This window comes from Desulfovibrio sp. OH1186_COT-070 (genome assembly GCF_003860215.1).
In the GTDB taxonomy this organism is placed as follows: Bacteria; Desulfobacterota; Desulfovibrionia; order Desulfovibrionales; family Desulfovibrionaceae; genus Desulfovibrio.
Genome location: NZ_RQYH01000018.1, coordinates 18142 through 41689 on the forward strand (window position 1 = coordinate 18142; position 23548 = coordinate 41689).

Sequence of the window (23548 nt, forward strand, 5' to 3'; positions counted from 1 at the left end):
CGTACATCTCTATGCGCCATACGGGATCAGCTTCTTGGCTTCCCGCCCCCCTCGCATTCCTGATTTTCGCGTGAGCAGCCGCAGCACCCCCCGCCTTTGACGGCCTTGCGCGCGCGCCGGATCATATAGGCAATGGCTGCGCCCACACAAACAATGACAAGAATCAGTTGCATATCCATACGATCCTCCGGTATGGCAAAAATTTTTTCTGCGCCCGCAGCGCTTGCGGGCGCGGGCAGCTTCCGTCTCCGCCGACTGCGCTGTGCCCTACATCATGGAACACAACAGGAGCGGTCTTTCCCTTTGTTCGGTACAGGCATACGGCAAAAGGAAAAGAAAATCATTTTCTCTTGAAATTTCTGCAAAAACAGCGTGCGGTGTTCGCTCACCCGGCAAGCTGTTTTTGCGTTCTCAACCCAGTCGCTTGCTCTCTGTCTTGCGGCAGTCCGCGCACAGGCCATACAGGTTGTGCACATGGCCGCGCAGGGCAAAATCGTGCTTTTTGGCAATGGCGCGCTGGATTTTTTCGATCTGCGGGTCAAAGACTTCCACAATCTTTCCACAGTCGAGGCAGACCAGATGGTCGTGGTGGCTGTTGGGATTCACAATTTCATAACGGGTGATGCCGTCGCTGAAATGTGTTTCCATCGCCAGCCCCGCCTCGCAAAGCAGCTTGAGCGTGCGGTAGACGGTGGTTTGCCCTATGCCCGGATCCTTCTGGAAAATATGCTGGTAAAATTCTTCCAGAGAGTGGTGGCCGGGCAGATTGAAAAAAGCCTCGGCAATGACACGCCGCTGTGTGGTGGTATTCAGACCCTTGCGGCCCATGAATGCCAGAAAGTCCTTCACCCCTGCCTGCTGTGCTTCGGTCATGGTATGCCGTTCTCCTTGGCAGAAAAGTAGCACAGGCCGACCGGAGATGCCAAGTTTTTTTGCGGCACGGCCACACGCGCTTCCGCTGTGCAGCCAGGCGCCGCACAGCGGAAGCGTCCGTTCTTGCGTCAGTTTTCCTTCTTGCGCAGCATCTTGACCGAGCAGAATTTGCCGCACATGGCGCAAACTTCCTCGCTTTTGTGCTCCTCGCGGCGATTTTCGAGCATGGCGGGATCCAGAGCCGCTCTGGACATGCCTTCCCAGTCCAGAGCCTTGCGGGCATTATTCATGGCTTTTTCCCGCTCCAGTGCAGCCGGGCGGCCCAAGGCTATCTCGCCCACATGGGCGGCCACGCGCGAAGCCATGACACCGGCCCGCACATCGGCCTCGTCAGGCAGGGTAAGATGCTCTGCGGGCGTCAAATAACAGAGAAAGTCCACCCCGGCCTCCACGGCAAGCGCCCCGCCGATGGCCCCCGCAATATGGTCATAGCCGGGAGCACTGTCGCAGCAGAGCGGCCCCAGCACATACAGGGGAGCATTGTCGGTCAGGCGCTTGATGCCCTGAATCTGGGCGCGCACCTGATGCAGCGGCACATGGCCCGGCCCTTCAATCATGCACTGCACGCCGCGCTGGCGCGCGTACCGGGCCAGTTGCCCGAGGTTGATGACTTCTTCCCACTGCGCGGCATCGCCCGCGTCCACGCCCGCGCCCGGCCGCAGCCCGTCGCCCAGGGAGAGGGTGACGTTGTACGGCAGGCAGAGATCCAGAAGACGGTCAAAATCCTCCAGCAGGGGATTTTCGCGTCCGTTTTCCTGCATCCAGCGGGCCAGCAGCGCGCCTCCGCGCGAAACAATGCCCAGCACGCGGTTGTCGTGCAGGGCCATGTCCGCGCCCCGGCGCGACAGCCCGCAGTGCACGGTGATAAAGTCCACCCCCTGTTCCGCCTGTTTGGCGATTTCGGCAAACAGGTCTTCAGGGTTCATGGTGGCGATGTCGGCATCGGCGTCAAGAATGCGCTGGCCCGCGGCATAGATGGGCACAGTGCCCAGCGGCAGCGGGCAGTCCCTGAGCATGCCGACGCGCAGGGCGTCCAGATCTCCGGCGATGGAAAGATCCATGACCGTATCCGCGCCTGCCTTCAGCGCTGCGGCGATCTTGCGGCTTTCCGCCTCGGGGGAATTGCAGAGCGGCGAGGTGCCGATGTTGGCGTTGACTTTGACTTTGGCGGGCTGGCCCACCAGGATGGGCATGAGCCCTTGATGGGCGGGGTTGCCCAGCAGAACCATTGTTCCGGCTTCCAGGGCATCGGTGATGGCACGGGGAGAGAGATTTTCCTGATCCGCCAGGTGGTGAAGGTGTTGTTCCAGCAACGTGTTGAGAGCCGGATTGCGGTGCAACATGGACATGGTACGCCTCGCGATGTTGCGACGCAGGGCGCAAAAAAACCACGACAGCAAACCGCCATGTGGCTGCGGCTTCCCTCCGGCAGTGCGAACTGCGTCAGGTTCATGGGGTCTGGACTTGTGTCCACTCTCAGCCACGGCCTTTCCGTGGTTCCCCCAGCGGTCTTTTTCGTATGCTTTTTCCGGGCGCTTGTAAAGGCGACATTCCTTGCTTTCCTTGCGGCGCAGGCGTACAGGGAGGCATGCGCAAAAAACGCTTTCTGACTCCGCTCACATGGCCCGCGCTGTCCTTTCTGACCGCCATTGCCCTGGGAACCGTTCTTCTGCTGATGCCCTGGTTCTGGCAGGAAGGCCAAAACCCCGGCATTGTTGACGCCTGCTTTCTCGCCACCTCGGCCATTTGCGTAACCGGCCTGACCCCGGTGAACGTCGGAGAAACGCTGAGTCCCCTCGGCAGGGGGCTTCTGCTGACGCTCGTGCAGACAGGCGGACTCGGCGTCATGACTTACACAAGCCTGGTTTTTCTGCTCTGGCGCAGGCAGGTTCCCTTTACCAGCCGGGAAGCGGTGAGCGATGCCCTGCTGGGGGGGGATTTCAGCCTTGTTTCCTTTCTGCGGCAAGTAACGGGCGTGGTGCTGGGTATCGAGCTTGTGGGAGCATTTTTTCTCTGGCTGTATGATCCCGTTTTTTTTCATCCGTTCAGCGCCCTGTTCCACTCTGTCTCCGCATTCTGCAATGCGGGATTTTCCTTGAGTCCCAACAATCTTGCGGATTTTCGCGCCGATTGGCCGGTCAACGTCATCATCTGCGCCAACGTGTTTCTGGGCGGCATCGGCTTTGCCGTCCTGCGGGAGATGCTGGGCATCTGCACCGGCGGGCGTCTGGGCGCTCCCGAACGCCGCTTCAGCCGCTTCAGCCGCATTGTGCTCAAAACGAGCTTTTTCCTCATTCTGCTGGGCTGGTCGCTGACCTTCTGCATCGAATATTTCCGTGTGGGCAACGAGCAGACCGTGGGGGACGGCGCGGAACTTCTGGTCACCAGCTTTTTCCAGACCGTTGCGGCGCGCACCGCAGGCTTCAATACCGTGAGCGTGTCCGCCCTGAGCGAGGCAAGCCTTCTGGTGCTTGCCGCTCTCATGTTTGTGGGCGGCGCTCCGGGATCCTGCGCGGGCGGCATCAAGGTGATGGCCTTTCGGGTGCTCACGGGCTATATTGCGGCCCAGTTTCGCGGCGACCGGCAGATTGTTCTCGAAGGCCGCGGAGTGCCGCAAGAAACCGTGCAGCGCGCCCTGACCCTGTTTTTTCTGTATTCCATGCTCATCGGCGCGTGCGTTCTTTTGCTGAGCATCACAGAAAGCGGCATGCTGACCCACGAAGCGCCACAGGGGCCGTCCATGCTGCGGCTGGTTTTCGAGACGGTTTCGGCTCTGGGCACTGTGGGGCTTTCGGCAGACCTGACGCCGGATCTGACCTCTGCGGGCAAGGGGATTCTCATTTTCTGCATGTTCTCCGGACGGGTGGGGGTGCTGAGCCTGCTCATGGTCGTGCAGAGTCTGCAACCCCGCAAACCCTATACCGTTGCGGAAGCGCAACTGCCCGTAGGCTAAATGCCCCCGCATTGACGGGGGCATGGCGTGCCCGATGCGCCGCAAAAAAACTGCGGGCAAAAATTTTCTGACGCTGGCCACAGCCGTGAGGTGAGGACGCATGGCAGGAAAAAAACTGGAAATCGGCATTATCGGCCTGGGCAAATTTGGCCTGCGCATGGCCACCTCCCTGGTATCTCTGGGGCATACGGTGGTGGGCATCGACATGTCCGACGCGCGCGTGCAACTGGCCGAGGAAGAACTGGACGCGGTATACAAGGCTGACGCCACCAACATCGCTGTTCTGCGTTCCCTGCATGTGCAGAATCTGGACTGGGTGGTCATCAGCGTGGGAGAAAGCGTGGAGCAGTCCCTGAGCATCACTCTCAATGTTCAGGAATTGGGCGGCCCCAAAATCTGGGTCAAGGCATCCAACGAAGAACACAAAAAAATCCTTCAGCGCCTGCATGTGCACCGCGCCATTGTGCCGGAGATGGAGGCGGCGGTCATGGCCGCCCATCAACTGACCTATCCGGGCATGCTGGACATGATCCCCAAGTACGGGGGCATCGCCATTCAGGAACTGCGCGTGGACGCCTGGGACGGAAAAACCCTGATCGACCTCAACCTCATCAGGGAATTCAATGTCATGGTCATGGGCATCCGGCCCGCCGGAGAACGTTCCTTCGCCTTTGTGCCTCCAGCCGCAACCGTTCTGCACAAGGGCGACACTCTGGTGGTGGTGGGCAAGGCCGATTCCATGGGCAACCTCAAGCCCTGACGGGCAAGGCCCACCAGGGCAGGCTTTGCCAGGCGCGGGTGAGGGCTTTTTCCTTTTCCGTCCAGTGCGGCGAGCGGCGGGCCAGTTCGGCCCGGTAGGCCGGAGAGTGGTTCATGTGGAGCAGATGACACAGCTCGTGCAGGCAGAGATGCTCCAGCAGGGGAACAGGCAGAAGCAAGGCCCGCCAGTTGAGATTGATGCGCCCGGAAGGCTGTTGCCGTCCGGACGGCGCGTTTTGCGTGCGCGAGCAACTGCCCCAGCGGCTGCTCTGGTCGCGTATGCCTGTGTGCGTTACGGTCATCCCCTCGCGGGCTGCCAGCCCTTCCAGATAGGGCGGCAGAAGCACGGCAGCCTTGCGGCGACACCAGATGCGCAGGGCATGGGCGCAAAGAGCCGCATCATCCGGCGCGCCGAAAACGCGCAGCAGGCCCGGTGTTTCCAGCACAAGCAGGCGCTTGCCCTCCACAGCAAGCAGGGTGGCCGCTCTGGCACTGGCCGCCGCATGCCGCGCCGGGAGGGGATCGTTTGCGGATTCCACGTAAAATGTCTCTCCGGGCAGGGGCAGAACAATCTGCGACGGCAAGTGGGGCCGGGGCAGGCCACTCCCCCGTTTTTTCCAGACGCGCTCCAACCAGGGCTGAAAGTGCGGCAAATTCTGCTCCAGAAGGGCGCTGCCCGTGCCCGCCGGAACCGCCAGCGTCAGGATGCCCGCAGCGTCCAGAGAGAGGCGCATGCGACGTGCCCGGCGCGAAAGGCGCACCCGCGCGGTGAGCAGCGTGCCGTCAACCAGCCGAAACTCCGCTGTGGCAGGCAGCGAATCGTCACGGCACCCCCAAAAAGAAAAAATAACCATTGTTGCAGGTTATGCCAAAAGCCCCTGCGGGAAAAGCTCTTTTTGCGTCATATTTCGACATTTTCTTGACGTTATGGTGGGTTCTCTGTATTTCTGAAAAAAACATCTGAAGCGGAGCACGGGTATGTTGTGATGTACCCTGTCCCGCCGTTTGGCTTTCGTTCCGGAGGCACGCTGATTGCATCCGGCAGCAGAGCGTTTTTGCTCAACGGCCTTGTGCCGAAGGGCTTCGGGTTTGGGTATTTTCGTGCGCCACATGGGGCGCAGACGCCTTGGGGGACAGCCGTGACACGGCATTGTGCGTTTCAGGGTCGGCATACTGCAATTTTTTTCCGTGGAGAGTTGGGATACCATGAAAAAATATTTCCTTCTGCTGGGCATTGCGCTCCTGTTTCCGGGCGCAACTTGGGCTGCAAACAGCGACTACCCGCCGCCTCCGGCAGCCGGGCAGCCCGTCAGCGTTGAGGATTCGGTCTATGGCGTATTGCGCAGCCACCGCGCCCTGCGCAGCATGCAGGAAAACCGTCAGGTTCTTGAGCATGAAGTCCGGCGCGCCCAGGCGGGATTCGGCCCGCGTGTTGACGTGACCGCGCGCGCCGGGAGCAGCCTGCTGAGCGATTCCTCCACCCGCAGGCAAGGGCTCGACGACCAGATGTACGGTATGGTCGGCCTCAGCGCCCAACTGGTGCAGCCCATATGGGACGGTTTTGCCACCCGCTCGCGCGTGCGCACGGCAAAATCCACCCTTGAGTCGGTGAAACACCGTGTGTTCGACACGGCCACATCACTGTCGCTGGACGGCATCATCGCCCATATTGACCTTTTGCGCCGCAGAAACATCTACGCCCTGTCCGAAGACAATGTTTCCCGGCACAGGCAGTTGGTGGGGCAAGCTCAGGAAAGGGCTGATCTGGGGGCGGATACGGCCGCTGATGTGGCGCAGGCCCAGTCGCGTCTGCAACGCGCTCTTTCCAGCCGTTCGGAAGCCAGGGCAGCCCTGCTTGTGGCCGAGGAAACCTATTCCCGGCTCACCGGCCTGTCCGCACTGGGCAAAATGCTGCCCGTGCCCATGCCGCCCGAAATCTATCCCGAAGCGGCTGCGGTTTTTGCCCAGGTGGAAAAGAGCAACCCCAAACTGGCGGCCTACCTGCAAGACATCCGCGTTGCGCGCGGCGAGCGGGAACTGGCCGAATCCGCCCTTTACCCCACGCTGAATCTGGAAGCCGGCCCCAACTATACCAACCGCGGCGGAAACACGGATCGCTGGGTCTACAGCTTTGACGTGATGGGCGTGGTGCGCTGGAATGTCTTCAACAGCGGCGCAGATCTGGCAGAAACCCGCGCGGCCTCCGCGCGCATGCGCCAGGCCCGTCAGGTCATGCACAACCTTGTGGACGACCTCAAGCTGGAAGTGGAAAGCACCTGGACCAATTATCAGGCTGCCAAGGAACAGTACGAGCACTATTCCAAAGCCATCGAATACAACAAATACACCCGCTCCGCCTACATTGAGCAGTTCCAGATCGGCAAGCGCAGCATCCTGGACGTTCTGGATACGGAGAGCGAGTTGTACAACTCCTCCACGCAGGCGGAGACGGCGCGCGGCAATATTTTGGTGGGCGCGTACCGCCTGAGCGCCATCACGGGCAACCTCCTGCCCCAGATGTCCATTGTCACCACGCCTCTGGAACAAGCGCCTCCCAAGGATCCGGTGGACCCGCGCGAAGAATTCGCGCCAGGCTGGTTCAACTAGGTTTGGCGGCATATTCCGGACAAAACGGGATATGCCGTCAATTCTTCCGCACCGCCGGGAACCTGCCTGAAGGCAGGTTCCCGACGCTCTTTTTCCGGGTCTTCCGGCCTGGTTCAGCAAACGGGATATGCAGCCATCATGGACAGTTCCATTGACACCACCCCCCATGCCGCAACCACAGGAACAAGCGCAACGCAGGAAGCGCCTCCGGCAACGGCTGGGCCACAATCCGACGGCAGGGCCGCTCCGCAGACCACCGGAGAACCCGCCGCGGCAGCGCCCCGCGGGGCCACCACCGGCATGGGGCCGTTGCGCCCCTCGGACGTGGACTTCATGCCCGGCATGCTGCGCAGTTTGGCCACTCTGCTGCGCCTGAAGGGAAAGGTCGTCTCTCCGCAGTCGCTGCTGGCCTCCCTGTCGGGCAGCAGGGTCACTCCGCAAGCCTGCCTGCGGGCCGCGCGCAAAGCCGGACTTTCCGGGCGCATTTCCTTCCGCCCCACGCTGGAGGACATTCCCGGTCTTGTGCTGCCCTGTATCCTGCTGTTGAGTCATGACCGCTCCTGCGTGCTCACGGCGCAGGACGGCGAAATGGCTGAGGTGATTTTTCCGGAGACAACGGAAAATACCCAGCTTGTGCCGCTGGAGGCGCTCAGGGACGAATATTCCGGCTATGCCCTGTTCGCCGCCGTGGAGGCCGCGCCCGAAGAGCGCGTCAAACGCCTGTCCATCGCGCGGGGAACCCGCTGGTTCTGGGACGTGCTGCGCTACTATGCTCCCATCTACCGCCATGTGGCGCTGGCCAGCGTGGTCATCAACCTCATTGCGGTGGCAAGTCCCCTCTTTGTCATGAACGTCTATGACCGCGTTGTGCCCAACAACGCCGTCGAGACGTTGTGGGTTCTGGCCACGGGCATTCTGATCATCTATCTTTTCAATTTTCTGCTCTCGTCCCTGCGCACCCACTTTGTGGACGTGGCCGGACGCAATGCGGACATTGTCATGTCCAGCGCCCTGATGGAAAAAGTTCTGTCCATGCGCATGGACGCCAAGCCCGAATCCACGGGGGCGCTGGTCAACAATCTGCGCGAGTTCGAGCAACTGCGCGAGTTTTTCAGTTCCTCCAGTCTGCTGGCCTGCATTGACCTGCCGTTTCTGGTGATCTTTCTGTGCCTTCTTGTTTTTATTGGCGGCCCACTGGTTTTTCTGCCCCTCATTGCCATGCCCATTCTCCTGTTCATGGGTCTTCTGCTGCAACAGCGTTCGCGCTCCAGCGCCGAATCCAGCTACAAGCAGAACATGCAAAAGAACGCCCTGCTGGTGGAAATTGTGGCCGGGCTGGAAACCCTCAAATCCTGCATGGCCGAAAGCCGCATGCAGAAACTGTGGGAATCGGTGGTGGGCATTTCGGCCAAAGCCAACAGCGAGGCCCGCAAATACAACAATCTGGCCATCACCCTTTCCACCCTGGTTACCCAGATTGTGACCGTGGCCATGGTCGTGTGGGGAGTCTACCGGATTTCCGACGGGCTGATGACCATGGGCGCACTCATCGGCGCCAACATTCTTGTGGGCCGCATCATGGCTCCGCTGCTGCAACTGGCCTCCCTGCTGACCCGCCTGCAAAATTCGCATGTGGCGCTCAAGGCGCTGGACATGCTCATGACCCTGCCTTCCGAGGATCAGGTGGAAAAGACGTGCATGGACTTCGGCATGCTGCGCCCCTCGTTCAGCATGGAAAACGTGTCCTTTGCCTATCCGCACCATGAGCGTCTGGCGCTGGACCGTGTTTCCCTGCACATTGCGCCGGGAGAGCGCGTGGGCGTCATCGGCCCCATGGGATCGGGCAAAAGCACTCTGGCCAAACTGCTCATCGGCCTCTACCTGCCGCAGCAGGGCGCTGTAAAATTTGGCGATGTGGATCTGCGCCAGATCCCCAGCACGGACATTCGCGGGCGCGTGGGCGTTCTGCCCCAGGATGTGGTGCTGTTTTACGGCAGCATCCGGGACAATATCGCCTTGGGCGATCCCTCCATCAACGACCATCTGATCCTGCGCGCCGCGGCTCTGGCCGGGGTGAGCGATTTTCTGCGCAACAATCCCGCCGGTTTTGCGTCCCAGGTGGGCGAACAGGGCAAGGCCCTTTCCGGCGGGCAGCGGCAGGCGGTGGCTCTGGCGCGCGCGCTGGTGCGCGACCCCGAGGTGCTCATTCTCGACGAACCCACCAGCAATATGGATACGGATTCGGAGCTTCTGCTGCAAAAACGCCTGCAAACGGCCATGGCCGGACGCACGGTGGTGCTGGTGACGCACCGCCTGTCCATGCTGCGCATTGTGGACAGGCTCATTGTCATGGAAAACGGCCAGATCAGGCTGGACGGCCCCCGCGATGCCGTATTGCAGGCCCTGCGCGACCGTTCCCGGCAGACCGTGGCCCAAACCGGGGAAGCCCCCCCGCCCGAAGCCGGAGCCGCAGGGCGCCCTGCCTGACCCGGCGATTCCGGCCACTGCCCGCGCAAAGAGCCGCCCGCTGCGGCCAAAGACGTTTTCCGTGGAGCACGACATATGCAGTCCAACAGCAACATCCCCCCTGACGCGGAGCGGCAGCCCCAGACCAACGGCTCCCCGACCGCGCGTGAGGGCGCGGCCCTCCCGCAACGGGATGTCAGCGCCTTTTTTTCCGGGCAGGATATGGGCCTGCCCTTTGCCGCATCTTTTCCCGAAGCGCCGTCGCACGACACTCCCCTGCCTCCCATGCCGGGCAAGCTCAATGCCGGCGTCATTCCGGGTTGGGAGGCCGGAGAGGGCGCGGGGCTTCGGGCCGGAGAAAGCCTGGGGGCCTTCCCGCTGCCGGGCGACACTTCCCGTGAAGAAAAATCCGGAGCACAGCAGGAAGCAGGAGGGGCCAAGGGTTTTTTGCGGGCCCTGTTTTACGGCAGTGAGCAGGAGCAGAAGCCGGACAAAAGCCTGCGTGATACCTGGAAAGATTTCTGGAATCGCGCCACAGATGCTCCCGGCGAAGGCGGGCAATCGCAACAGCCGCGGCCGGGCCTCTTCACGGCACTGGATGCCCCCCTCAACGGGCTGACTCCCGACGATATCCAGTTTGCCAGCGAGGTGGATGCGGCTCTGGCCAGAAGGCCGCGCTTCGGCGCGCGGGCGCTCTCCATCTGTGTGGCTGTCATGTTCGCCTGCCTGATTCTCTGGGCAGCCTTCGCCCATGTGGACGAAGTCACCCATGCCGAAGGTTCTGTGGTCGGCTCCCAGCGGACGCAGGCCATCCAGAACCTGGAGGGGGGCATTCTGCGCGCGGTTCTGGTGCATGAAGGCCAGACGGTGGAAAAAAATTCCGTTCTCGCCCAACTGGACAACGAAATGGCCGAAAGCTCCTACCGCGATGCCGTCAACAAGGCGCTGGAAAACAGCCTGGCCATTGTACGCCTGGAAGCCGAAATCAGGGGAGTGCGCCCGGCCTTTCCGAAAGACATGGAAGCATGGACGCAGCAGGTCATCGGCCGCACCCTGGAAAGCCATCTCCTGGGTCATGTGCGCCAGATCATCCGTGACCAGGAAAATGCCTGGGACAGCCGCCAGAGGCAGGTCGCTGCGGAAATCGAAATTCTGGAGTCCCAGTATACCCAGCGCATGCACGATGTGGAGGAACAAACCGCCCTCAAGGTGCAACTGGACCGCAGCCTGGCCCTGGCCATCCAGCAGCAGGAAACTGCCCACGCGCTGGTGCAGCGCAACAATTTTTCCAAAATGGAATATCTTGGCCTCCAGCAGCGGGTGGTGGATCTTCAAGGGCAGATCGCCTCTCTGGCCGCGACCATTCCCAGGGCGCAGGCCGCCGCGGAGGAAGCAAAGCAGCGCGTTGCCTCGCGCAATGCCGAATATGAAGCTGCAATCACCGAAGAGATCAACAAGCGGCGGCAGGAACTGAACTCTCTGCGAGAAAGCCTGTCGGCGGGGCGGGATCGCGTCACACGCACGGAACTGCGCGCGCCCGTGCGCGGCACCGTGAGAAAGATCTACATTTCCACTGTGGGCGGCGTGGTCAAGCCGGGCGAATCCATCATGGACATTGTTCCCCTTGACGACACGCTGCTGGTGGAAGCCAGGGTCAAGCCCCAGGATGTGGCTTTTCTGCGGCCCGGCCAGGAGGTCATGGTCAAGGTTTCGGCCTATGATTTTTCCATCTATGGCGGCCTGCCCGGCACTCTGGAGTCCATCAGCGCGGACACCATTGAAGACAAGCGGGGCGACCAATACTATCTGGTCAAGGCGCGCACGCAAAAAAACGCCATCATCTACCGCAATCAGACCCTGCCCATCATACCGGGCATGATCGTGACCGCCGATATCCTCATTGGCAAAAAGACCGTTCTGGACTATCTGCTCAAGCCCATCCTCAAGGCGCAGCAGAATGCCCTGCGCGAGCGTTGATCAGGGGAGCACAAGGTTGGAAAAAGACATGGCAGCACACGAATCCCCTTCGCAGGGGGCACACTTTCGCAAGCGCCGGGCAGCCCTGATTCTGTTGGGACTTTTCGCTCTCGCTGCCTGCGTGATCCTGCTGGGGGGCTACTGGTTCCTGCAGGATGCCCGCAAGCGGATACTCCATGACCTGGAGAGAGATATGGGCGTGCAGGCCGGTTCCGAAGTCGCTCTGGTCACGGTCTGGACAGGCTCTCTGCTGGATCAGGTACGCAACTTCGCCGGTCAGGATATGCTGCGTCTTTTTGCGGAGGAAATCACGACTTCCGGCATCCCGGCGGACGCTCTTTTGCGCATGGCCCGTGGCGAAGATACGGAAGCGGCATCCGGCACCCCCAATGAGGTGGCATCACGTGTGTCCGTGATGTCGCGCCAGCTTTCCGCCTTTGCACAAAAAAACGGTCTGCTGGCGGGCAGCCTGGTCACCACGGATTTTCAGGTTTACCTGAGTTCCGAAGACGTACCGCAACTTGGTGAAGAGCAGCGGGTTTTTCTGGCACAGGCCCTGCAATCCGGCGAACCTGTCTTTTTGCCCGTACGGCGCTGGAAGGGCGAACTCGCCATGGAGATGGCCTTTCCGGTTTTTGCTCCTCTGTATGTGGATGCTTCCGGCAAAAAGACGGCCTCCTTTCTTCTTGTCACCTGCAGCATCCAGCAACTGGCCAAGGCCATCACCCGGCATGCCACAGCCGGGAACTTCGGTTCCGCCATTGTACAGCATTTCGGCGACAGGCTGCAGCGCATTGACCCCGAGCATCCCGACGGCGTGGTGGACCAGCCCCAGTGGCGGATGGAGAACGGCAGTATGCCCCTGCGACTGCGCCCTAACACCGCGCTCCAGAACGGGGAGATGCTCTATATTCTGGCCCAGCCCGTGCCCAATCTGCCCTGGTTGGTGGAGCAGGCCACACGCGCCGACTTTGTGGAAGAAAGCTATGCCGGAATACGCACCAATGTGGTTTGGGTCTGCTTTTTGCTCACAGTTCTGGCGGGCCTGCTGCTGACCTTTCTCTGGTGGTGGCTGGTGGGGCGCAACGAAAGGGCCATGACCGCGCAACTGCGGCAGCTCTATCTGGTGGTCAGCCAGCAAAAACAGATCATGGACGGAGTGAACTCTGCCCTTTCTGCGGGTATTGTTCTCAACGATCTGGACGGCGTCATCTGTTACGCCAACCAGAGCTTTGCCCGCATGGCGGGAAAATCCGGGGAGGAACTGCCGGGCCTGCCCCATACGGAACTTGCCCACGATCTGGCCCGCAGCCTGGCGGCGCATACGGTGGAAATCCACAAAACCAGCATGCCCGCAAGCTTTACCGAGCCCTTGCTCGTGGGGGAAGAGACACGCGTCTACCATGTTTCCTGCACGCCTTTCGGCGGAGACGATGGACGTCTGGCGGGCGTTGTTTCCGTTTACAGCGACATGACCGACCAGGCCCGGGCGCAGCAGAAGGCACAAAAAATGGTCAGCCAGACAGTGCGCGCCTTTGTGCGCTCCATAGAAGCCGTGGACGCCTATTTGCAAGGACAGTCGGCCTTTACCGCGCAACTGGCCGTGCGTCTGGCCTCCCGTCTGGGGCGGGACGACGCCGAAACCCTGTCTACCCTGGGCATTGCGGCCAACCTCCTGCACCTCGGCATGGTGCGCCTGCCCAGAGAGCTGATCACAAAGTCCGGCGCGCTGACCAGTGAAGAACGCGCCCGGATGCAGCGCCATGTGGAATACGCGCGGGACGTGCTGGAGGACATTGATTTCGGCCTGCCCGTGCTGGAAGCCATTGTCCAGTCCTGCGAGCGGCTGGACGGTTCCGGCTATCCTGCGGGCCTTGCGGGAGACGCCATTTGCCCCAATGCGCGCGTACTGGCCGTGGCCAATACGTTTTGCGCTCTCGTGCGGCCGCGTTCCTACCGTGGGGCGCACAGCGCGGAAGAGGCCCTGCGCATTCTGGAGCAGACGCCGCCCCGGTATGATGCGCATGTGGTCAGCGCCCTGCGGGCCTTGCTGGATACGGAGGAAGGACAGGCCTTTCTCCTTCAGTTGGGCGCACATCGGCCTCAAACCGAAAACCGGGAGTAGCACGCATGCGGATACTGTTTCTGAATTCCGTTTTTCCCGGACGCTTCCGTTCTCTGGCGCAGTTTTTTGGGATGAGCGGCGAGCATACGGTGATTTTTCTGGCCGAAACGGGACAGCGCGAATCCCTGCCGGGCATCCGCAGATTGCGGCTGGCCCCCCCAAGAGAGCACGCAAGCCCGGATCCGGCCGAAGTGGAAATCGTTACGCGGCTGCGGCGTGGGGCGCGGGTGGGCAATGCCCTGCTGGCCCTGCGCAAGGACGGCTTTGTGCCGGATCTGATCTGCGCTCCGGCGGGCATGGGCGGCAGTTTCTACATACGGGACATCTTTCCCGAAGCCTTTTATGTGGCCTGCGGCGACTGGTTTTATGCCCGCGACGAAAGCCATACGTTTTTTACACGGGGCAAACCCCGTCCCCCGGCGGATTTCGCGCTGGGCCGGGTCTGCAATTTGTGGGAATACAACGCGCTGGACGCCTGCGATCTGGCGCTGACTGCGTCTGACTGGCAGCGGGAGCAGTATCCCGAACTCATTGCCCACAGAATGAGCGTGGTGCGCGACGGCATCAATACGCGCTATTTCTTCCCTGATCCCGGAGCGCGCCTGCGGGATGTGGGCGGGCTGCCCACACCGGGCAAAAACGATCCGCCGCGCGAACTGGTCACGTTTTGCGGCCCCCTGCACGATGCCGCACGCGGTTTTGCCTGCTTCAGGCAATGCCTGCCGCACCTGCTGGCCGCGCGGCCGCGCTGCCATGTGGCTGTAGCCTGGCTGGGCAGGGGCAAGGGAGAAGGCGGAGGACGCGAAAGTGGCGGCGTGAAAGATTTTGCCGATCTGGCGCCCGAATTCCGGACGCGGGTGCACATGCAGGGAGCCCTCTCCCTGAACGGATACCGCACCCTGCTGCAGGCATCCACAGCGCACGTCTATCTGGCCGCGCCGCACACGTTTTCCACCGGCCTGCTGGAGGCCATGGCCTGCGGCGGCCTGGTTCTCGGTTCCGACACGCCGCCCGTGCGCGAGGTCATCCGGCACGGCATCAACGGCTTTTTGTGCGACTTCTGGGACAGTCGGCAAATGGCGGACACTCTGGCCGGAATGCTCAATATGGCTCCGCGCCTGGAGCCTGTGCGCCAGGAGGCCCGCCGGAACATGGTGGAACACTACGACATCAAAACGCAGACCAAACGTCTTGCGGATCTGATTTGCGAACGCATGGAAGGGCGAAACGCCGGACACCACGGATAATCTGCCCGCTTGCGACAGCAGTGTTCGCGGCATGCGCACAAAGCTGGCCGCTTGGGGGCTGCGCACAAACGCCACAGGCCAACACCGCACGGTTTTGCCAAAAAAGTGCGGCGTGAGCACACCGCCCACGCCGCCAGACAGCCCGCAACAGCGGGAAAAAATCAGAACTGCACCACAGGTGCCTGCCGCTCTTCCACATTGTCCAGTTCAAAGTATTCCGCCTTGGCGAAGCGGAACATGGAAGCCACCATGTTGGAGGGAAAGAGCTCGATAGCCGTATTCAGATCGCGCACAGTGCCGTTGTAGTAGCGGCGCGCCATCTGGATGGCCTCTTCCAGGCCGCTCAGTTCCGTTTGCAAATGCATGGAATTGGTGTGGGCCTTGAGATCGGGATAATTTTCCATCACGGCAAAGAGCCGCCCAAGAGCCTGGGTGAGCATGCCCTCGGCGCGCCCCGCCTCCGCCGGCCCCGCCCCCACAGACTGCTGGCACATGGAACGGCAGCGGGCCACTTCTTCCAGCAAACCGCGCTCGTGCGTCATGTATCCCTTGACGGTGTTCACAAGGTTGCCCACCAGATCATGCCGACGCTTGAGCTGCACATCAATGCCGCTCCAGCCTTCCTCCTTGAGATTGCGCAGCCGGACAAGGCGGTTGTAGATGCTGATGAACCAGACCAGCGCAAGCACAAGAACAGCGGCAACCACAAGAGCGGGAACAAGCATGGAGACTCTCCTCCTGTTTTGGCGAAAAAAATGTCAGGCCGTCCGCCGGGCAGTCCCGGCGGACGGCCCCCTCACTATGCCGGTTTGTCTTTCTTGAGCCAGGGCATCATGCCGCGCAATTCCTTGCCCACTTTTTCGATGCTGTGTTCGGATTCGTTGCGCCGTGTGGCATGGAACACGGGATACCCGGCCCGCGCTTCAAGAATGAAATTGCGGGCAAAAACGCCGCTCTGGATGTCTTTGAGCACGGCCTTCATTTCTTTTTTGACCGTATCGGTGATCAGCCGGGGGCCGGTCACATAATCGCCGTATTCGGCAGTATTGCTGATGGAATAGCGCATGCGGGAAAGCCCGCCCTCGTACATCAGATCCACAATGAGCTTCATTTCGTGCAGGCACTCGAAGTAGGCCATTTCCGGCTGATAACCGGCTTCCACCAGCGTTTCAAAACCAGCCTTGATCAGGGCGGAAACGCCGCCGCAGAGAACGGCCTGCTCGCCAAAAAGATCGGTTTCGGTTTCTTCGCGGAAGGTGGTTTCAATAACGCCGGAGCGGGTGCCGCCCACGCCCTTGGCATAGGCCAGAGCCAGAGCCAGAGCCTTGCCCGTGGCGTCCTGCTCCACAGCCACCAGGCAGGGCACGCCGCCGCCCTCGGTAAAGGTGCGCCGCACAAGATGGCCCGGCCCCTTGGGCGCTACCAGAAAAACGTCCACATCTTTGGGGGGCCGGATCTGCCCGAAGTGGATATTGAAGCCGTGGGCAAAGAGCAGAGCCTTGCCTCCGGTCAGATGCGGCCGGACTTCGTTTTCGTACACGGCGGCCTGCGCCTCGTCGGGCAGAAGCATCATGACCAGATCGGCCTGGGCCGCGGCCTCTGCCGCGGAAACCGGTGTGAAGCCGTGCTCTTTGGCCAGATCGTAGTTCACACCGCCGGGGCGCTGCCCCACCACCACCCTGACGCCGGAATCGCGCAAATTCTGGGCATGCGCGTGACCCTGGCTGCCGTATCCGATAATGGCCACGGTCTTGTTTTTGAGGCAGGTGATGTCCGCATCCTGATCATAATACACTTTCATCGTCATTTCCCCTGAAATTGCATCTGTCGGTGAACAAAAATCCCTGAGCCCGAACGGCCTCAGGCCTGATCCGTCTTTTTGGAACGCCGCATGGCCACCGCACCGGTCCGCGCCAGTTCCCTGATGCCAAAACGCTGCAACAGGCTGATGATGGCTTCCAGTTTGTCGTGGTTACCCGTGGCTTCAATGATCATTTCGTTGTGGCTCACGTCCACCACCTTGCAGCGAAAAATCTCCACTGTCCGCAGAATTTCCCCCCGCACCGGCCCCTCGGCCTGCACCTTGACGAACATCATTTCGCGGGAAACCGCGGGAATATCCTCATAATCCACAACCTTGAGAACAGAAACGATCTTGTGCAACTGCTTGATGATCTGCTCCAGAATCAGGCTGTCTCCCTCGGTTGTGATGGTGATGTGCGAAACGCCCTCTTCGTGGGAAGGGGCCACATTGAGCGAATGGATGTTGAATCCGCGTCCGCTGAACAGGCCCACCACACGGGAAAGCACACCGGGTTCGTTTTCTACCAGCACGGAAAGCGCGTGTTGTTGCATGGCCATCTCCCTTACACCAGCAGCATTTCGTCCAGCGCCGCACCTGCGGGCACGATGGGATAAACGTTTTCCTCGCGCGCCACCTGCACGTCAATGATCGCCGGATTGGGCGAATTGAGGGCTTTTTCCAGCACGGGCAAAAGCTCCTCCGGGGTGGAAATGCGGTAGCCTTCGGCTCCGTAGGCATCGGCCAGCTTCACGAAATCCGGCTGTGCCTCCATATTGGTGAAGCTGTAATTGCCCTCATAGAAAAGCTCCTGCCACTGGCGCACCATGCCGAGATGCCTGTTGTTCAGGATGACCACCTTGATGGGCAGTCTGTTGGCCACCACAGTGCCCAACTCCTGCACGTTCATCTGGAAGGAGCCATCGCCCGCCACAGTGATGACCTTTCTGTCGGGAAAGGCAAACTGCGCTCCCAGCGAAGCCGGAAAACCGAAACCCATGGTTCCCAGGCCGCCGCTGGTCAGCAGCGTGCGCGGCCGGGTGAAGGAGTAGAACTGGGCCACCCACATCTGGTGCTGCCCCACCTCTGTGGCAATGATGGCCTCGCCGCCCGTCAGGGTGTGCAGGGCCTCCACCACTTCCTGCGGCTTGATGCTCCCGTCTTTTTTCTGGTAGTTCAGGGGACGGGCGTTCTTCCAGCCCGCAACGGTCTCCAGCCAGGCCTTGTGCTCGGCCGCCCAGTCCTTGCCTTCCAGCTTGGCTTCCACAATGGCGAGCATGCCTTCCAGAGCCAGGCGGCAGTCGCCCACCACCGGCACGTGCACTTCCACGTTCTTTCTGATGGATGTGGGGTCAATATCAATGTGCACAATGCGCGCTTTGGGCGCAAAGGCCGTCAGCTTGCCCGTGACACGGTCGTCAAAGCGCGCGCCCACGCAGAGCAGCATGTCGGCATTGTTGATGACCATATTGGCGGCATAGGTTCCGTGCATACCCACCATGCCCGTCCACAACGGGTCGGTGGCCGCAAAACCTCCCAACCCCATGAGGGTGCCCGTGACCGGCACATGCACCTTGCGGGCCAGAGCGGTGAGAGCTTCGGCCGCATCGGAAAGAATGACCCCGCCCCCGGCCAGAATCACCGGGCGCTCGGCCCTGGCCAGTTCTTCCACCGAGCGCCGCAACTGGTTGAGGTTGGGCTTGTAGGTGGGATTGTAGCTGCGCATGGACACGGCTTCGGGCCACACAAATTCCGCCTTTGCCTGCACAACGTCCTTGGGCAGGTCCACCAGCACAGGGCCGGGGCGGCCCGAACGGGCGAGAAAAAAGGCCTGCCGGAGCGTCAGGGCCAGTTGCGTCACATCCTTGACCAGAAAATTGTGCTTGGTACAGGGCCGGGTAATGCCCACAATGTCCACTTCCTGGAAGGCATCGTTACCGATCATGCGGGTGGGAACCTGCCCGGTGATGATGACCATGGGGATGGAATCGCAGTGGGCCGTGGCAATGCCCGTGACCGTATTGGTGGCCCCCGGCCCGGATGTGACCAGGCATACGCCGGTCTTGCCGGAAGCGCGGGCATATCCGTCGGCCGCGTGCACGGCCCCCTGTTCATGCCGCACAAGCACATGACGCAGATCCGGATGGCGCGACAGTTCGTCATAAATGTCGATAACCGCTCCGCCCGGATAGCCGAACAGAACGTCCACGCCTTCTCTCTTCAGGGATTCGAGAAGAATCTGCGCGCCGGTATATTCCATGATGCCGACTCCTTGCCCTGCGGGCTGTCTCAAAAAATCTGCTCCGAAACGCTCCGGAGGGCCTCCGGGGCTGCCAAGAGGCAGTCCCGGCAACATTCTGAAACGATGCCAAACCCCGCTGTGCGGGGTTTGTGCCGTCAGGCTGTGGCCTGTGCGCAGCGTCCGGAAAAACACAACCGGCGTGCAGCCCCAAACGCTTGCGCGCCGGAGTTGCTGCCGGAAAAAACTATTTCAGCCGCTCAAGCATGTCGATCAGTTGGGTTTTCACTTCCAGCTTCTGTTTTTTCAACTGCTTGAGGGTCTGCTCTTCCATGGGGGTGCGGAAGGGCTTGCCTTCCAGTTTGTCCACCTGTTTGCTGTAGAGAACATGGTCTTCCCAGAGGGATTTGACTTCGGGATTCGAGGCCGCGTGTTTTTCGATCATATCCAGTTCGTGCTGGTCCATGCGAAATCTCCCGTGTTTCAGTGTGTTGAACGGTTGGGCAGTGCAAGGCCCGCGCTCTCTCAACGGAGCGTGAGCGCGTACTGGGCCAGAGAGGCGACAACAATGCGATTGAACAGCTCAATCCCCAGCAGGACTATCAGCGGAGAAAAATCCATTCCTCCCGAATAGGTGAAGGGAAGCCACTTGCGCACCCGGTAAAAAACAGGTTCGGTAAGTGCGCGCAACGTGCGCACGATGGGGTTGTAAGGATCGGGCCGCACCCAGGTCAGAAGGGCCGCGATGATGACAACCCAGAAATACAGGTTCAAAAGTGATCCGAGCACCAGCGCAACGGCGCTCAGGGTATTGGCAAGAACAATCATGCACCCTCCGGCGGACTGTAGTGCGGCGGCCGCATTTTTTCGGCCACCAGGGTCGGCAGCAATGCGCACAGCAGGCAGGACGGCTGCCCTTGCCTACACGGTTGCGGCCGGAAGAACGTCCGCAATGACCGCACGCAACTGGACAAAATTTTTCACAACAATCTGCCCCGGCAGCGCGCCTGCGTCAAAGGCGGCAAAAACAACGCCCGCGCCCTCGGCGGCAGCCTTGTCGTGCGCGCTGTCACCCACAAAAAGCACTTTTTCCGGGGCGCAGCCCCATACCTCGCAGATATGCCGCGTCCCCTCGGGGGAGGGCTTGGGGGCGGCGGTATCGGCAGCCACCACAGGAGTAAAATAGGAGGGCAGGGAAAAAATGTCCAGAACCGTTTGGATGCCCGCATGCCGCCGGTTGGTGTGCACGGCCATGCGCACGCCGCGCAGGCGCAGATCGTCAACAAAGTCCCGAAAGCCCTCCCGCAGGCGGAGCAGGGGCAGAATATCCCGCCGGTAGTTGACCACATCCCTCGTCACCCGCGCGATTTCCCCGTGCAGGCGGGGAGGCACAATGTGCGCCAGGCATTGATCCGCCGTGGACATGAAGCAGTACCGCTCCTGCTCCGGCGTCATGGGGTCAAGATTCAGAGCGGCCAGCACGCTGTTGTAAAAAAGATTGTTGGATTCGCGCGAGTCGATCATGACCCCGTCGCAGTCAAAGATCACCCCGGCAAGCCCCTGGGCAAAAAGAGCGTGACCCGTCATGCGCTCCTCCGGATGCGCCAGATACGCGGCGCGTCAAGAGCGGCATCCCCAACGGGATGGCTGCGGCCCAGAGCGGCCCAGGCCGGAGCGCGGGCCTCGAGAAAATCCGGGGCGTCTTTTGCAAGGTGCGGGGAAAGCGGCGCAAAATCCAGAATTTCCGCGAGATCTTCGGCCATCACGTCTTCGGCGATGATCACGGCTTCAGGGGGCAAAAAACGCACGGCGCTGGCTGCCACAAAACGCCACGGCGGCACAAGGCCCGTATCCGCCCGCAGCGCAGCGCCCTGCCCTTGGCCGCCAAGAGCTGCGGCCAATTTTTTTTCGCTCTGCTCAAGACCGGCGGCCAGCGCTGCCAGTTCTTCCAGGCGTTCTTCCTGCAACCAGACCCAGAGCAGAGCTTTCTGGGCCTGCTGGCGCGCAATCAGATCCTCGCGGGCGGACGCGGCGCTTCCGGCTGCCCCGGTGTTGCCGCCGGAACCGGTCAGGGCTTCACACAGGGCCGCCTCCGCAGCGTGCTGCGCAAGGCGCGCATTGTCGGCGGCAAAACCCCCGACGCACAGGCCCGAAAGCGCGGCCTGCCCCATGCCCCGCATATCGCCAAGGCAGGCCGCAGCCTGCTTCGGCGAAAAAGGCCAGTTTTCCGGGCAGAATCTCCCTTCGCGGGGAGCGTCGGGCAGGCCGGGCCAGAGGCGCACCGCTCCTTCCGGAGGCTGCCCTGCCCGCGCGCCGAAAAATTCCGCAGGAAGCGGCCCGCGCAGCCGGGGCAAAAGAATGCGGAGGGAAGTTTCGTTCATGGCGGTTTTCCTGAAGAATGTGAAGCATAGCCGGAGGAAGGCGGGAGCGCAAGGTACGGAATCAGGGATATTGTCAGCCCGCGCCGATTGGCATATATACACGCAGGCCGCGCCGCGCAAGACGCGACCTGACCAACGCCACGGTCTTGCGCGCGCACGGGGCGGCAAAGATGCCGCCTTGGCGGCACAGCTTTCTTAAGGAGAACAACAAGATGGAACAGGGAACCCTCCGCCTGAAGACAGGCCTCGCCGAAATGCTCAAAGGCGGCGTGATCATGGACGTTACCACCCCGGAGCAGGCGAAGATCGCCGAAGCCGCAGGAGCCTGCGCCGTCATGGCCCTGGAGCGCGTTCCGGCGGACATCCGCGCAGCGGGCGGTGTGGCCCGCATGGCCGATCCCAGCATTGTGACACGGATCATGGAGGCCGTCAGCATTCCTGTCATGGCCAAGGCCCGCATCGGCCATTTTGTGGAAGCGCGCATCCTTGAAGCCATGGGCGCGGACTATATTGACGAAAGCGAAGTTCTGACCCCCGCTGACGACAAATATCACATCGACAAGCGCGATTTTACCGTGCCCTTTGTCTGCGGTTGCCGCAACTTGGGCGAGGCCCTGCGCCGCATTGCCGAAGGCGCGGCCATGATCCGCACCAAGGGCGAACCGGGCACGGGCAACGTGGTGGAAGCCGTGCGCCACATCCGCCAGGTGCTGGGCGAAATACGCATGCTCTGCGCCCTGCCCGAAGATCAGGTGGCCAATTTTGCCAAGGAAATCGGCGCTCCGCTGGAAATCTGCCATCTGGTGCGCAGCCAGGGCCGCCTGCCTGTGGTCAATTTTGCCGCAGGCGGCATCGCCACCCCGGCTGACGCCGCCATGATGATGCACCTTGGCTGCGACGGAGTTTTTGTGGGTTCGGGCATCTTCAAATCCGGCGATCCGGAAAAGCGCGCCAGGGCCATTGTCCAGGCGGTGACCAATTACAAGGATTTCGCCATGCTGGCCGAAATTTCCAAGGACTTGGGGGAACCCATGGTGGGCATCGAAATTTCCACCATTCCCCAGGCCGAGCGCATGCAGGAGCGGGGCTGGTAATGCGCCCTCCGCGCGTGGGAGTGCTGGCCCTGCAGGGAGCCTTTCGCGAACATGTGGCCGCCGTGACCCGCCTGGGGGCGGCGGCCACAGAGGTACGCCGCCCTGCGGAACTGGACGCCGTGGACGCCATGATCCTGCCCGGCGGCGAGAGCACTGCCATCGGCAGGCTGCTGCAACAGAGCGGCCTGCTGGATCCGTTGCGGCAGCGCATTCTGGACGGCATGCCTGTTTTTGGCAGCTGCGCCGGGCTGATCCTGCTCTGCCGCGAGATAGAAAATTCCGACCAGCTTCGCCTGGGCGTGCTGGACGCCACCGTGCGCCGCAACGCTTTCGGCCGGCAGGTGGACAGCTTTGAAACCCCCCTCCGTCTGCCGGAACTCGGCTCCGGCACCATCCCTGCGGTGTTCATCCGGGCGCCGGTCATCATCCGCACCGGCCCGAAAGTGCAGGTGCTGGCCAGCATCAACGGCCAGGCCGTAGCCGTCCGCCAGGACAATATTCTGGCCATCTCCTTTCATCCCGAACTTACGGCAGACACCCGCCTGCACAGCTACTTTTTGTCCGAAACGTTCCAGAAGCGCGTTGATTAATGTCAGGGGAATTTTGAAAAATTCAGAGTTGAAAGAAGACAGGAGAACGGGGAACAAAAACGAAAAAAATCGCTCGTTGCAGCACAAATGGAGAGATTACAACTCACATTGATTATTAGATAATTTGTACAGAATCTATATAGGGCAGAAGATCCTGCGTATGGCAGCCTCACATAACGGGTGTATTTTTGAATTAGTTCTTTGTACAAACGTATACACTGAAGAGCATGCCTAGAACCATAAACGTGCCTGTAATTTCTTGTGGTAGGATTCAAAAGTAGAAGCCATCTCATAATCAAAAGGGTTTGAGTTTGGAAATTTTCTAGACTTTTCCGTCCATTTCCCGCACGAAGTGGGAATGGACATCACCAATGAG

General features: G+C 61.1%; 21 protein-coding genes and 1 riboswitch. Of the genes, 9 read left to right on the forward strand and 12 right to left on the reverse strand.

The annotated features are described in order from the left end of the window. Nucleotides 1-26: 26 nt before the first annotated feature. From EII23_RS07385 to thiC, 3 genes are all read right to left on the reverse strand, one after another. Nucleotides 27-179 (reverse strand): FeoB-associated Cys-rich membrane protein, encoded by a 153-nt coding sequence (locus EII23_RS07385; protein WP_124792749.1) that lies wholly within the window; start codon nucleotides 177-179, stop codon nucleotides 27-29. A gap of 232 nt (nucleotides 180-411) precedes the next feature. Beyond that, entirely contained in the window at nucleotides 412-873 is a 462-nt protein-coding gene (locus EII23_RS07390) for a Fur family transcriptional regulator (RefSeq protein WP_124792750.1), read from the reverse strand. 128 nt (nucleotides 874-1001) lie between these two features. Further along, nucleotides 1002-2282, reverse strand: coding sequence for a phosphomethylpyrimidine synthase ThiC (thiC, locus tag EII23_RS07395; protein ID WP_124792751.1), 1281 nt, complete (start codon nucleotides 2280-2282; stop codon nucleotides 1002-1004). Nucleotides 2283-2336: 54 nt separating this feature from the next. Continuing rightward, nucleotides 2337-2447: riboswitch (TPP riboswitch) on the reverse strand. Nucleotides 2448-2521: 74 nt separating this feature from the next. Here thiC and EII23_RS07400 point away from each other — a divergent pair. Further along, nucleotides 2522-3886, forward strand: a complete 1365-nt coding sequence (locus tag EII23_RS07400; protein WP_124792752.1) for a TrkH family potassium uptake protein — start codon at nucleotides 2522-2524, stop codon at nucleotides 3884-3886. Nucleotides 3887-3986: 100 nt separating this feature from the next. Beyond that, nucleotides 3987-4646 carry a TrkA family potassium uptake protein gene (locus tag EII23_RS07405; protein WP_124792753.1) on the forward strand — a complete coding sequence of 220 codons (660 nt, stop codon included), beginning with the start codon at nucleotides 3987-3989 and terminating at the stop codon, nucleotides 4644-4646. Here the strand turns inward: EII23_RS07405 and EII23_RS07410 are convergent. Further along, a complete protein-coding gene (locus tag EII23_RS07410) occupies nucleotides 4636-5499 on the reverse strand; it encodes a M48 family metallopeptidase (protein ID WP_124792754.1) in 864 nt (287 codons plus the stop codon). The two genes, EII23_RS07405 and EII23_RS07410, sit on opposite strands and share 11 nt — an antisense overlap. A 352-nt stretch (nucleotides 5500-5851) precedes the next feature. Here EII23_RS07410 and EII23_RS07415 point away from each other — a divergent pair, with 352 nt between their 5' ends. From EII23_RS07415 to EII23_RS07435, 5 genes are all read left to right on the forward strand, one after another. After that, the gene (locus EII23_RS07415; protein WP_124792755.1) at nucleotides 5852-7252 is read left to right on the forward strand and encodes a TolC family outer membrane protein; all 1401 of its coding nucleotides are present in this window, start codon (nucleotides 5852-5854) and stop codon (nucleotides 7250-7252) included. 138 nt (nucleotides 7253-7390) lie between these two features. Continuing rightward, nucleotides 7391-9739 (forward strand): type I secretion system permease/ATPase, encoded by a 2349-nt coding sequence (locus EII23_RS07420; protein ID WP_185702333.1) that lies wholly within the window; start codon nucleotides 7391-7393, stop codon nucleotides 9737-9739. Nucleotides 9740-9814: 75 nt separating this feature from the next. After that, entirely contained in the window at nucleotides 9815-11695 is a 1881-nt protein-coding gene (locus tag EII23_RS07425; RefSeq protein ID WP_124792756.1) for an HlyD family type I secretion periplasmic adaptor subunit, read from the forward strand. A gap of 28 nt (nucleotides 11696-11723) precedes the next feature. Then, nucleotides 11724-13820 carry an HD domain-containing phosphohydrolase gene (locus EII23_RS07430; RefSeq protein WP_124792757.1) on the forward strand — a complete coding sequence of 699 codons (2097 nt, stop codon included), beginning with the start codon at nucleotides 11724-11726 and terminating at the stop codon, nucleotides 13818-13820. Nucleotides 13821-13825: 5 nt separating this feature from the next. Continuing rightward, complete coding sequence (locus EII23_RS07435; RefSeq protein WP_124792758.1) at nucleotides 13826-15067, forward strand: glycosyltransferase; 1242 nt, start codon at nucleotides 13826-13828, stop codon at nucleotides 15065-15067. Nucleotides 15068-15228: 161 nt separating this feature from the next. Here EII23_RS07435 and EII23_RS07440 read toward each other — a convergent pair whose 3' ends face one another. From EII23_RS07440 to EII23_RS07475, 8 genes are all read right to left on the reverse strand, one after another. Further along, nucleotides 15229-15792: a LemA family protein gene (locus EII23_RS07440; protein ID WP_124792759.1), complete on the reverse strand. Its 564-nt coding sequence runs from the start codon at nucleotides 15790-15792 to the stop codon at nucleotides 15229-15231. 74 nt (nucleotides 15793-15866) lie between these two features. Beyond that, a complete protein-coding gene (gene ilvC, locus EII23_RS07445) occupies nucleotides 15867-16868 on the reverse strand; it encodes a ketol-acid reductoisomerase (protein ID WP_124792760.1) in 1002 nt (333 codons plus the stop codon). A gap of 59 nt (nucleotides 16869-16927) precedes the next feature. Then, complete coding sequence (gene ilvN, locus EII23_RS07450) at nucleotides 16928-17422, reverse strand: acetolactate synthase small subunit (RefSeq protein WP_124792761.1); 495 nt, start codon at nucleotides 17420-17422, stop codon at nucleotides 16928-16930. 11 nt (nucleotides 17423-17433) lie between these two features. Further along, complete coding sequence (gene ilvB, locus EII23_RS07455; RefSeq protein ID WP_124792762.1) at nucleotides 17434-19128, reverse strand: biosynthetic-type acetolactate synthase large subunit; 1695 nt, start codon at nucleotides 19126-19128, stop codon at nucleotides 17434-17436. Nucleotides 19129-19354: 226 nt separating this feature from the next. Beyond that, a complete protein-coding gene (locus EII23_RS07460) occupies nucleotides 19355-19573 on the reverse strand; it encodes a YdcH family protein (protein WP_124792763.1) in 219 nt (72 codons plus the stop codon). 59 nt (nucleotides 19574-19632) lie between these two features. Beyond that, nucleotides 19633-19935 (reverse strand): YggT family protein, encoded by a 303-nt coding sequence (locus EII23_RS07465; RefSeq protein ID WP_124792764.1) that lies wholly within the window; start codon nucleotides 19933-19935, stop codon nucleotides 19633-19635. 93 nt (nucleotides 19936-20028) lie between these two features. After that, nucleotides 20029-20694 (reverse strand): HAD family hydrolase, encoded by a 666-nt coding sequence (locus EII23_RS07470; RefSeq protein WP_124792765.1) that lies wholly within the window; start codon nucleotides 20692-20694, stop codon nucleotides 20029-20031. Further along, complete coding sequence (locus tag EII23_RS07475; protein WP_124792766.1) at nucleotides 20691-21488, reverse strand: hypothetical protein; 798 nt, start codon at nucleotides 21486-21488, stop codon at nucleotides 20691-20693. The genes EII23_RS07470 and EII23_RS07475 overlap by 4 nt, the downstream gene beginning before the upstream one ends. 212 nt (nucleotides 21489-21700) lie before the next feature. On the opposite strand from EII23_RS07475, the gene pdxS reads away from it, so the two are divergent. Continuing rightward, on the forward strand, nucleotides 21701-22582 hold the full coding sequence (gene pdxS / locus EII23_RS07480) for a pyridoxal 5'-phosphate synthase lyase subunit PdxS (protein WP_124792767.1): 882 nt from the start codon (nucleotides 21701-21703) through the stop codon (nucleotides 22580-22582). Beyond that, complete coding sequence (pdxT, locus tag EII23_RS07485) at nucleotides 22582-23172, forward strand: pyridoxal 5'-phosphate synthase glutaminase subunit PdxT (RefSeq protein ID WP_124792768.1); 591 nt, start codon at nucleotides 22582-22584, stop codon at nucleotides 23170-23172. The genes pdxS and pdxT overlap by 1 nt, the downstream gene beginning before the upstream one ends. The last annotated feature ends 376 nt before the right edge of the window (nucleotides 23173-23548 follow it).

Coding starts and splice junctions, on each gene's coding strand:
- EII23_RS07385 (WP_124792749.1), bottom strand. CDS start 179: ATGGATATGCAACTGATTCTTGTCATTGTTTGTGTGGGCGCAGCCATT.
- EII23_RS07390 (WP_124792750.1), bottom strand. CDS start 873: ATGACCGAAGCACAGCAGGCAGGGGTGAAGGACTTTCTGGCATTCATG.
- thiC (WP_124792751.1), bottom strand. CDS start 2,282: ATGTCCATGTTGCACCGCAATCCGGCTCTCAACACGTTGCTGGAACAA.
- EII23_RS07400 (WP_124792752.1), top strand. CDS start 2,522: ATGCGCAAAAAACGCTTTCTGACTCCGCTCACATGGCCCGCGCTGTCC.
- EII23_RS07405 (WP_124792753.1), top strand. CDS start 3,987: ATGGCAGGAAAAAAACTGGAAATCGGCATTATCGGCCTGGGCAAATTT.
- EII23_RS07410 (WP_124792754.1), bottom strand. CDS start 5,499: ATGGTTATTTTTTCTTTTTGGGGGTGCCGTGACGATTCGCTGCCTGCC.
- EII23_RS07415 (WP_124792755.1), top strand. CDS start 5,852: ATGAAAAAATATTTCCTTCTGCTGGGCATTGCGCTCCTGTTTCCGGGC.
- EII23_RS07420 (WP_185702333.1), top strand. CDS start 7,391: ATGGACAGTTCCATTGACACCACCCCCCATGCCGCAACCACAGGAACA.
- EII23_RS07425 (WP_124792756.1), top strand. CDS start 9,815: ATGCAGTCCAACAGCAACATCCCCCCTGACGCGGAGCGGCAGCCCCAG.
- EII23_RS07430 (WP_124792757.1), top strand. CDS start 11,724: ATGGCAGCACACGAATCCCCTTCGCAGGGGGCACACTTTCGCAAGCGC.
- EII23_RS07435 (WP_124792758.1), top strand. CDS start 13,826: ATGCGGATACTGTTTCTGAATTCCGTTTTTCCCGGACGCTTCCGTTCT.
- EII23_RS07440 (WP_124792759.1), bottom strand. CDS start 15,792: ATGCTTGTTCCCGCTCTTGTGGTTGCCGCTGTTCTTGTGCTTGCGCTG.
- ilvC (WP_124792760.1), bottom strand. CDS start 16,868: ATGAAAGTGTATTATGATCAGGATGCGGACATCACCTGCCTCAAAAAC.
- ilvN (WP_124792761.1), bottom strand. CDS start 17,422: ATGCAACAACACGCGCTTTCCGTGCTGGTAGAAAACGAACCCGGTGTG.
- ilvB (WP_124792762.1), bottom strand. CDS start 19,128: ATGGAATATACCGGCGCGCAGATTCTTCTCGAATCCCTGAAGAGAGAA.
- EII23_RS07460 (WP_124792763.1), bottom strand. CDS start 19,573: ATGGACCAGCACGAACTGGATATGATCGAAAAACACGCGGCCTCGAAT.
- EII23_RS07465 (WP_124792764.1), bottom strand. CDS start 19,935: ATGATTGTTCTTGCCAATACCCTGAGCGCCGTTGCGCTGGTGCTCGGA.
- EII23_RS07470 (WP_124792765.1), bottom strand. CDS start 20,694: ATGACGGGTCACGCTCTTTTTGCCCAGGGGCTTGCCGGGGTGATCTTT.
- EII23_RS07475 (WP_124792766.1), bottom strand. CDS start 21,488: ATGAACGAAACTTCCCTCCGCATTCTTTTGCCCCGGCTGCGCGGGCCG.
- pdxS (WP_124792767.1), top strand. CDS start 21,701: ATGGAACAGGGAACCCTCCGCCTGAAGACAGGCCTCGCCGAAATGCTC.
- pdxT (WP_124792768.1), top strand. CDS start 22,582: ATGCGCCCTCCGCGCGTGGGAGTGCTGGCCCTGCAGGGAGCCTTTCGC.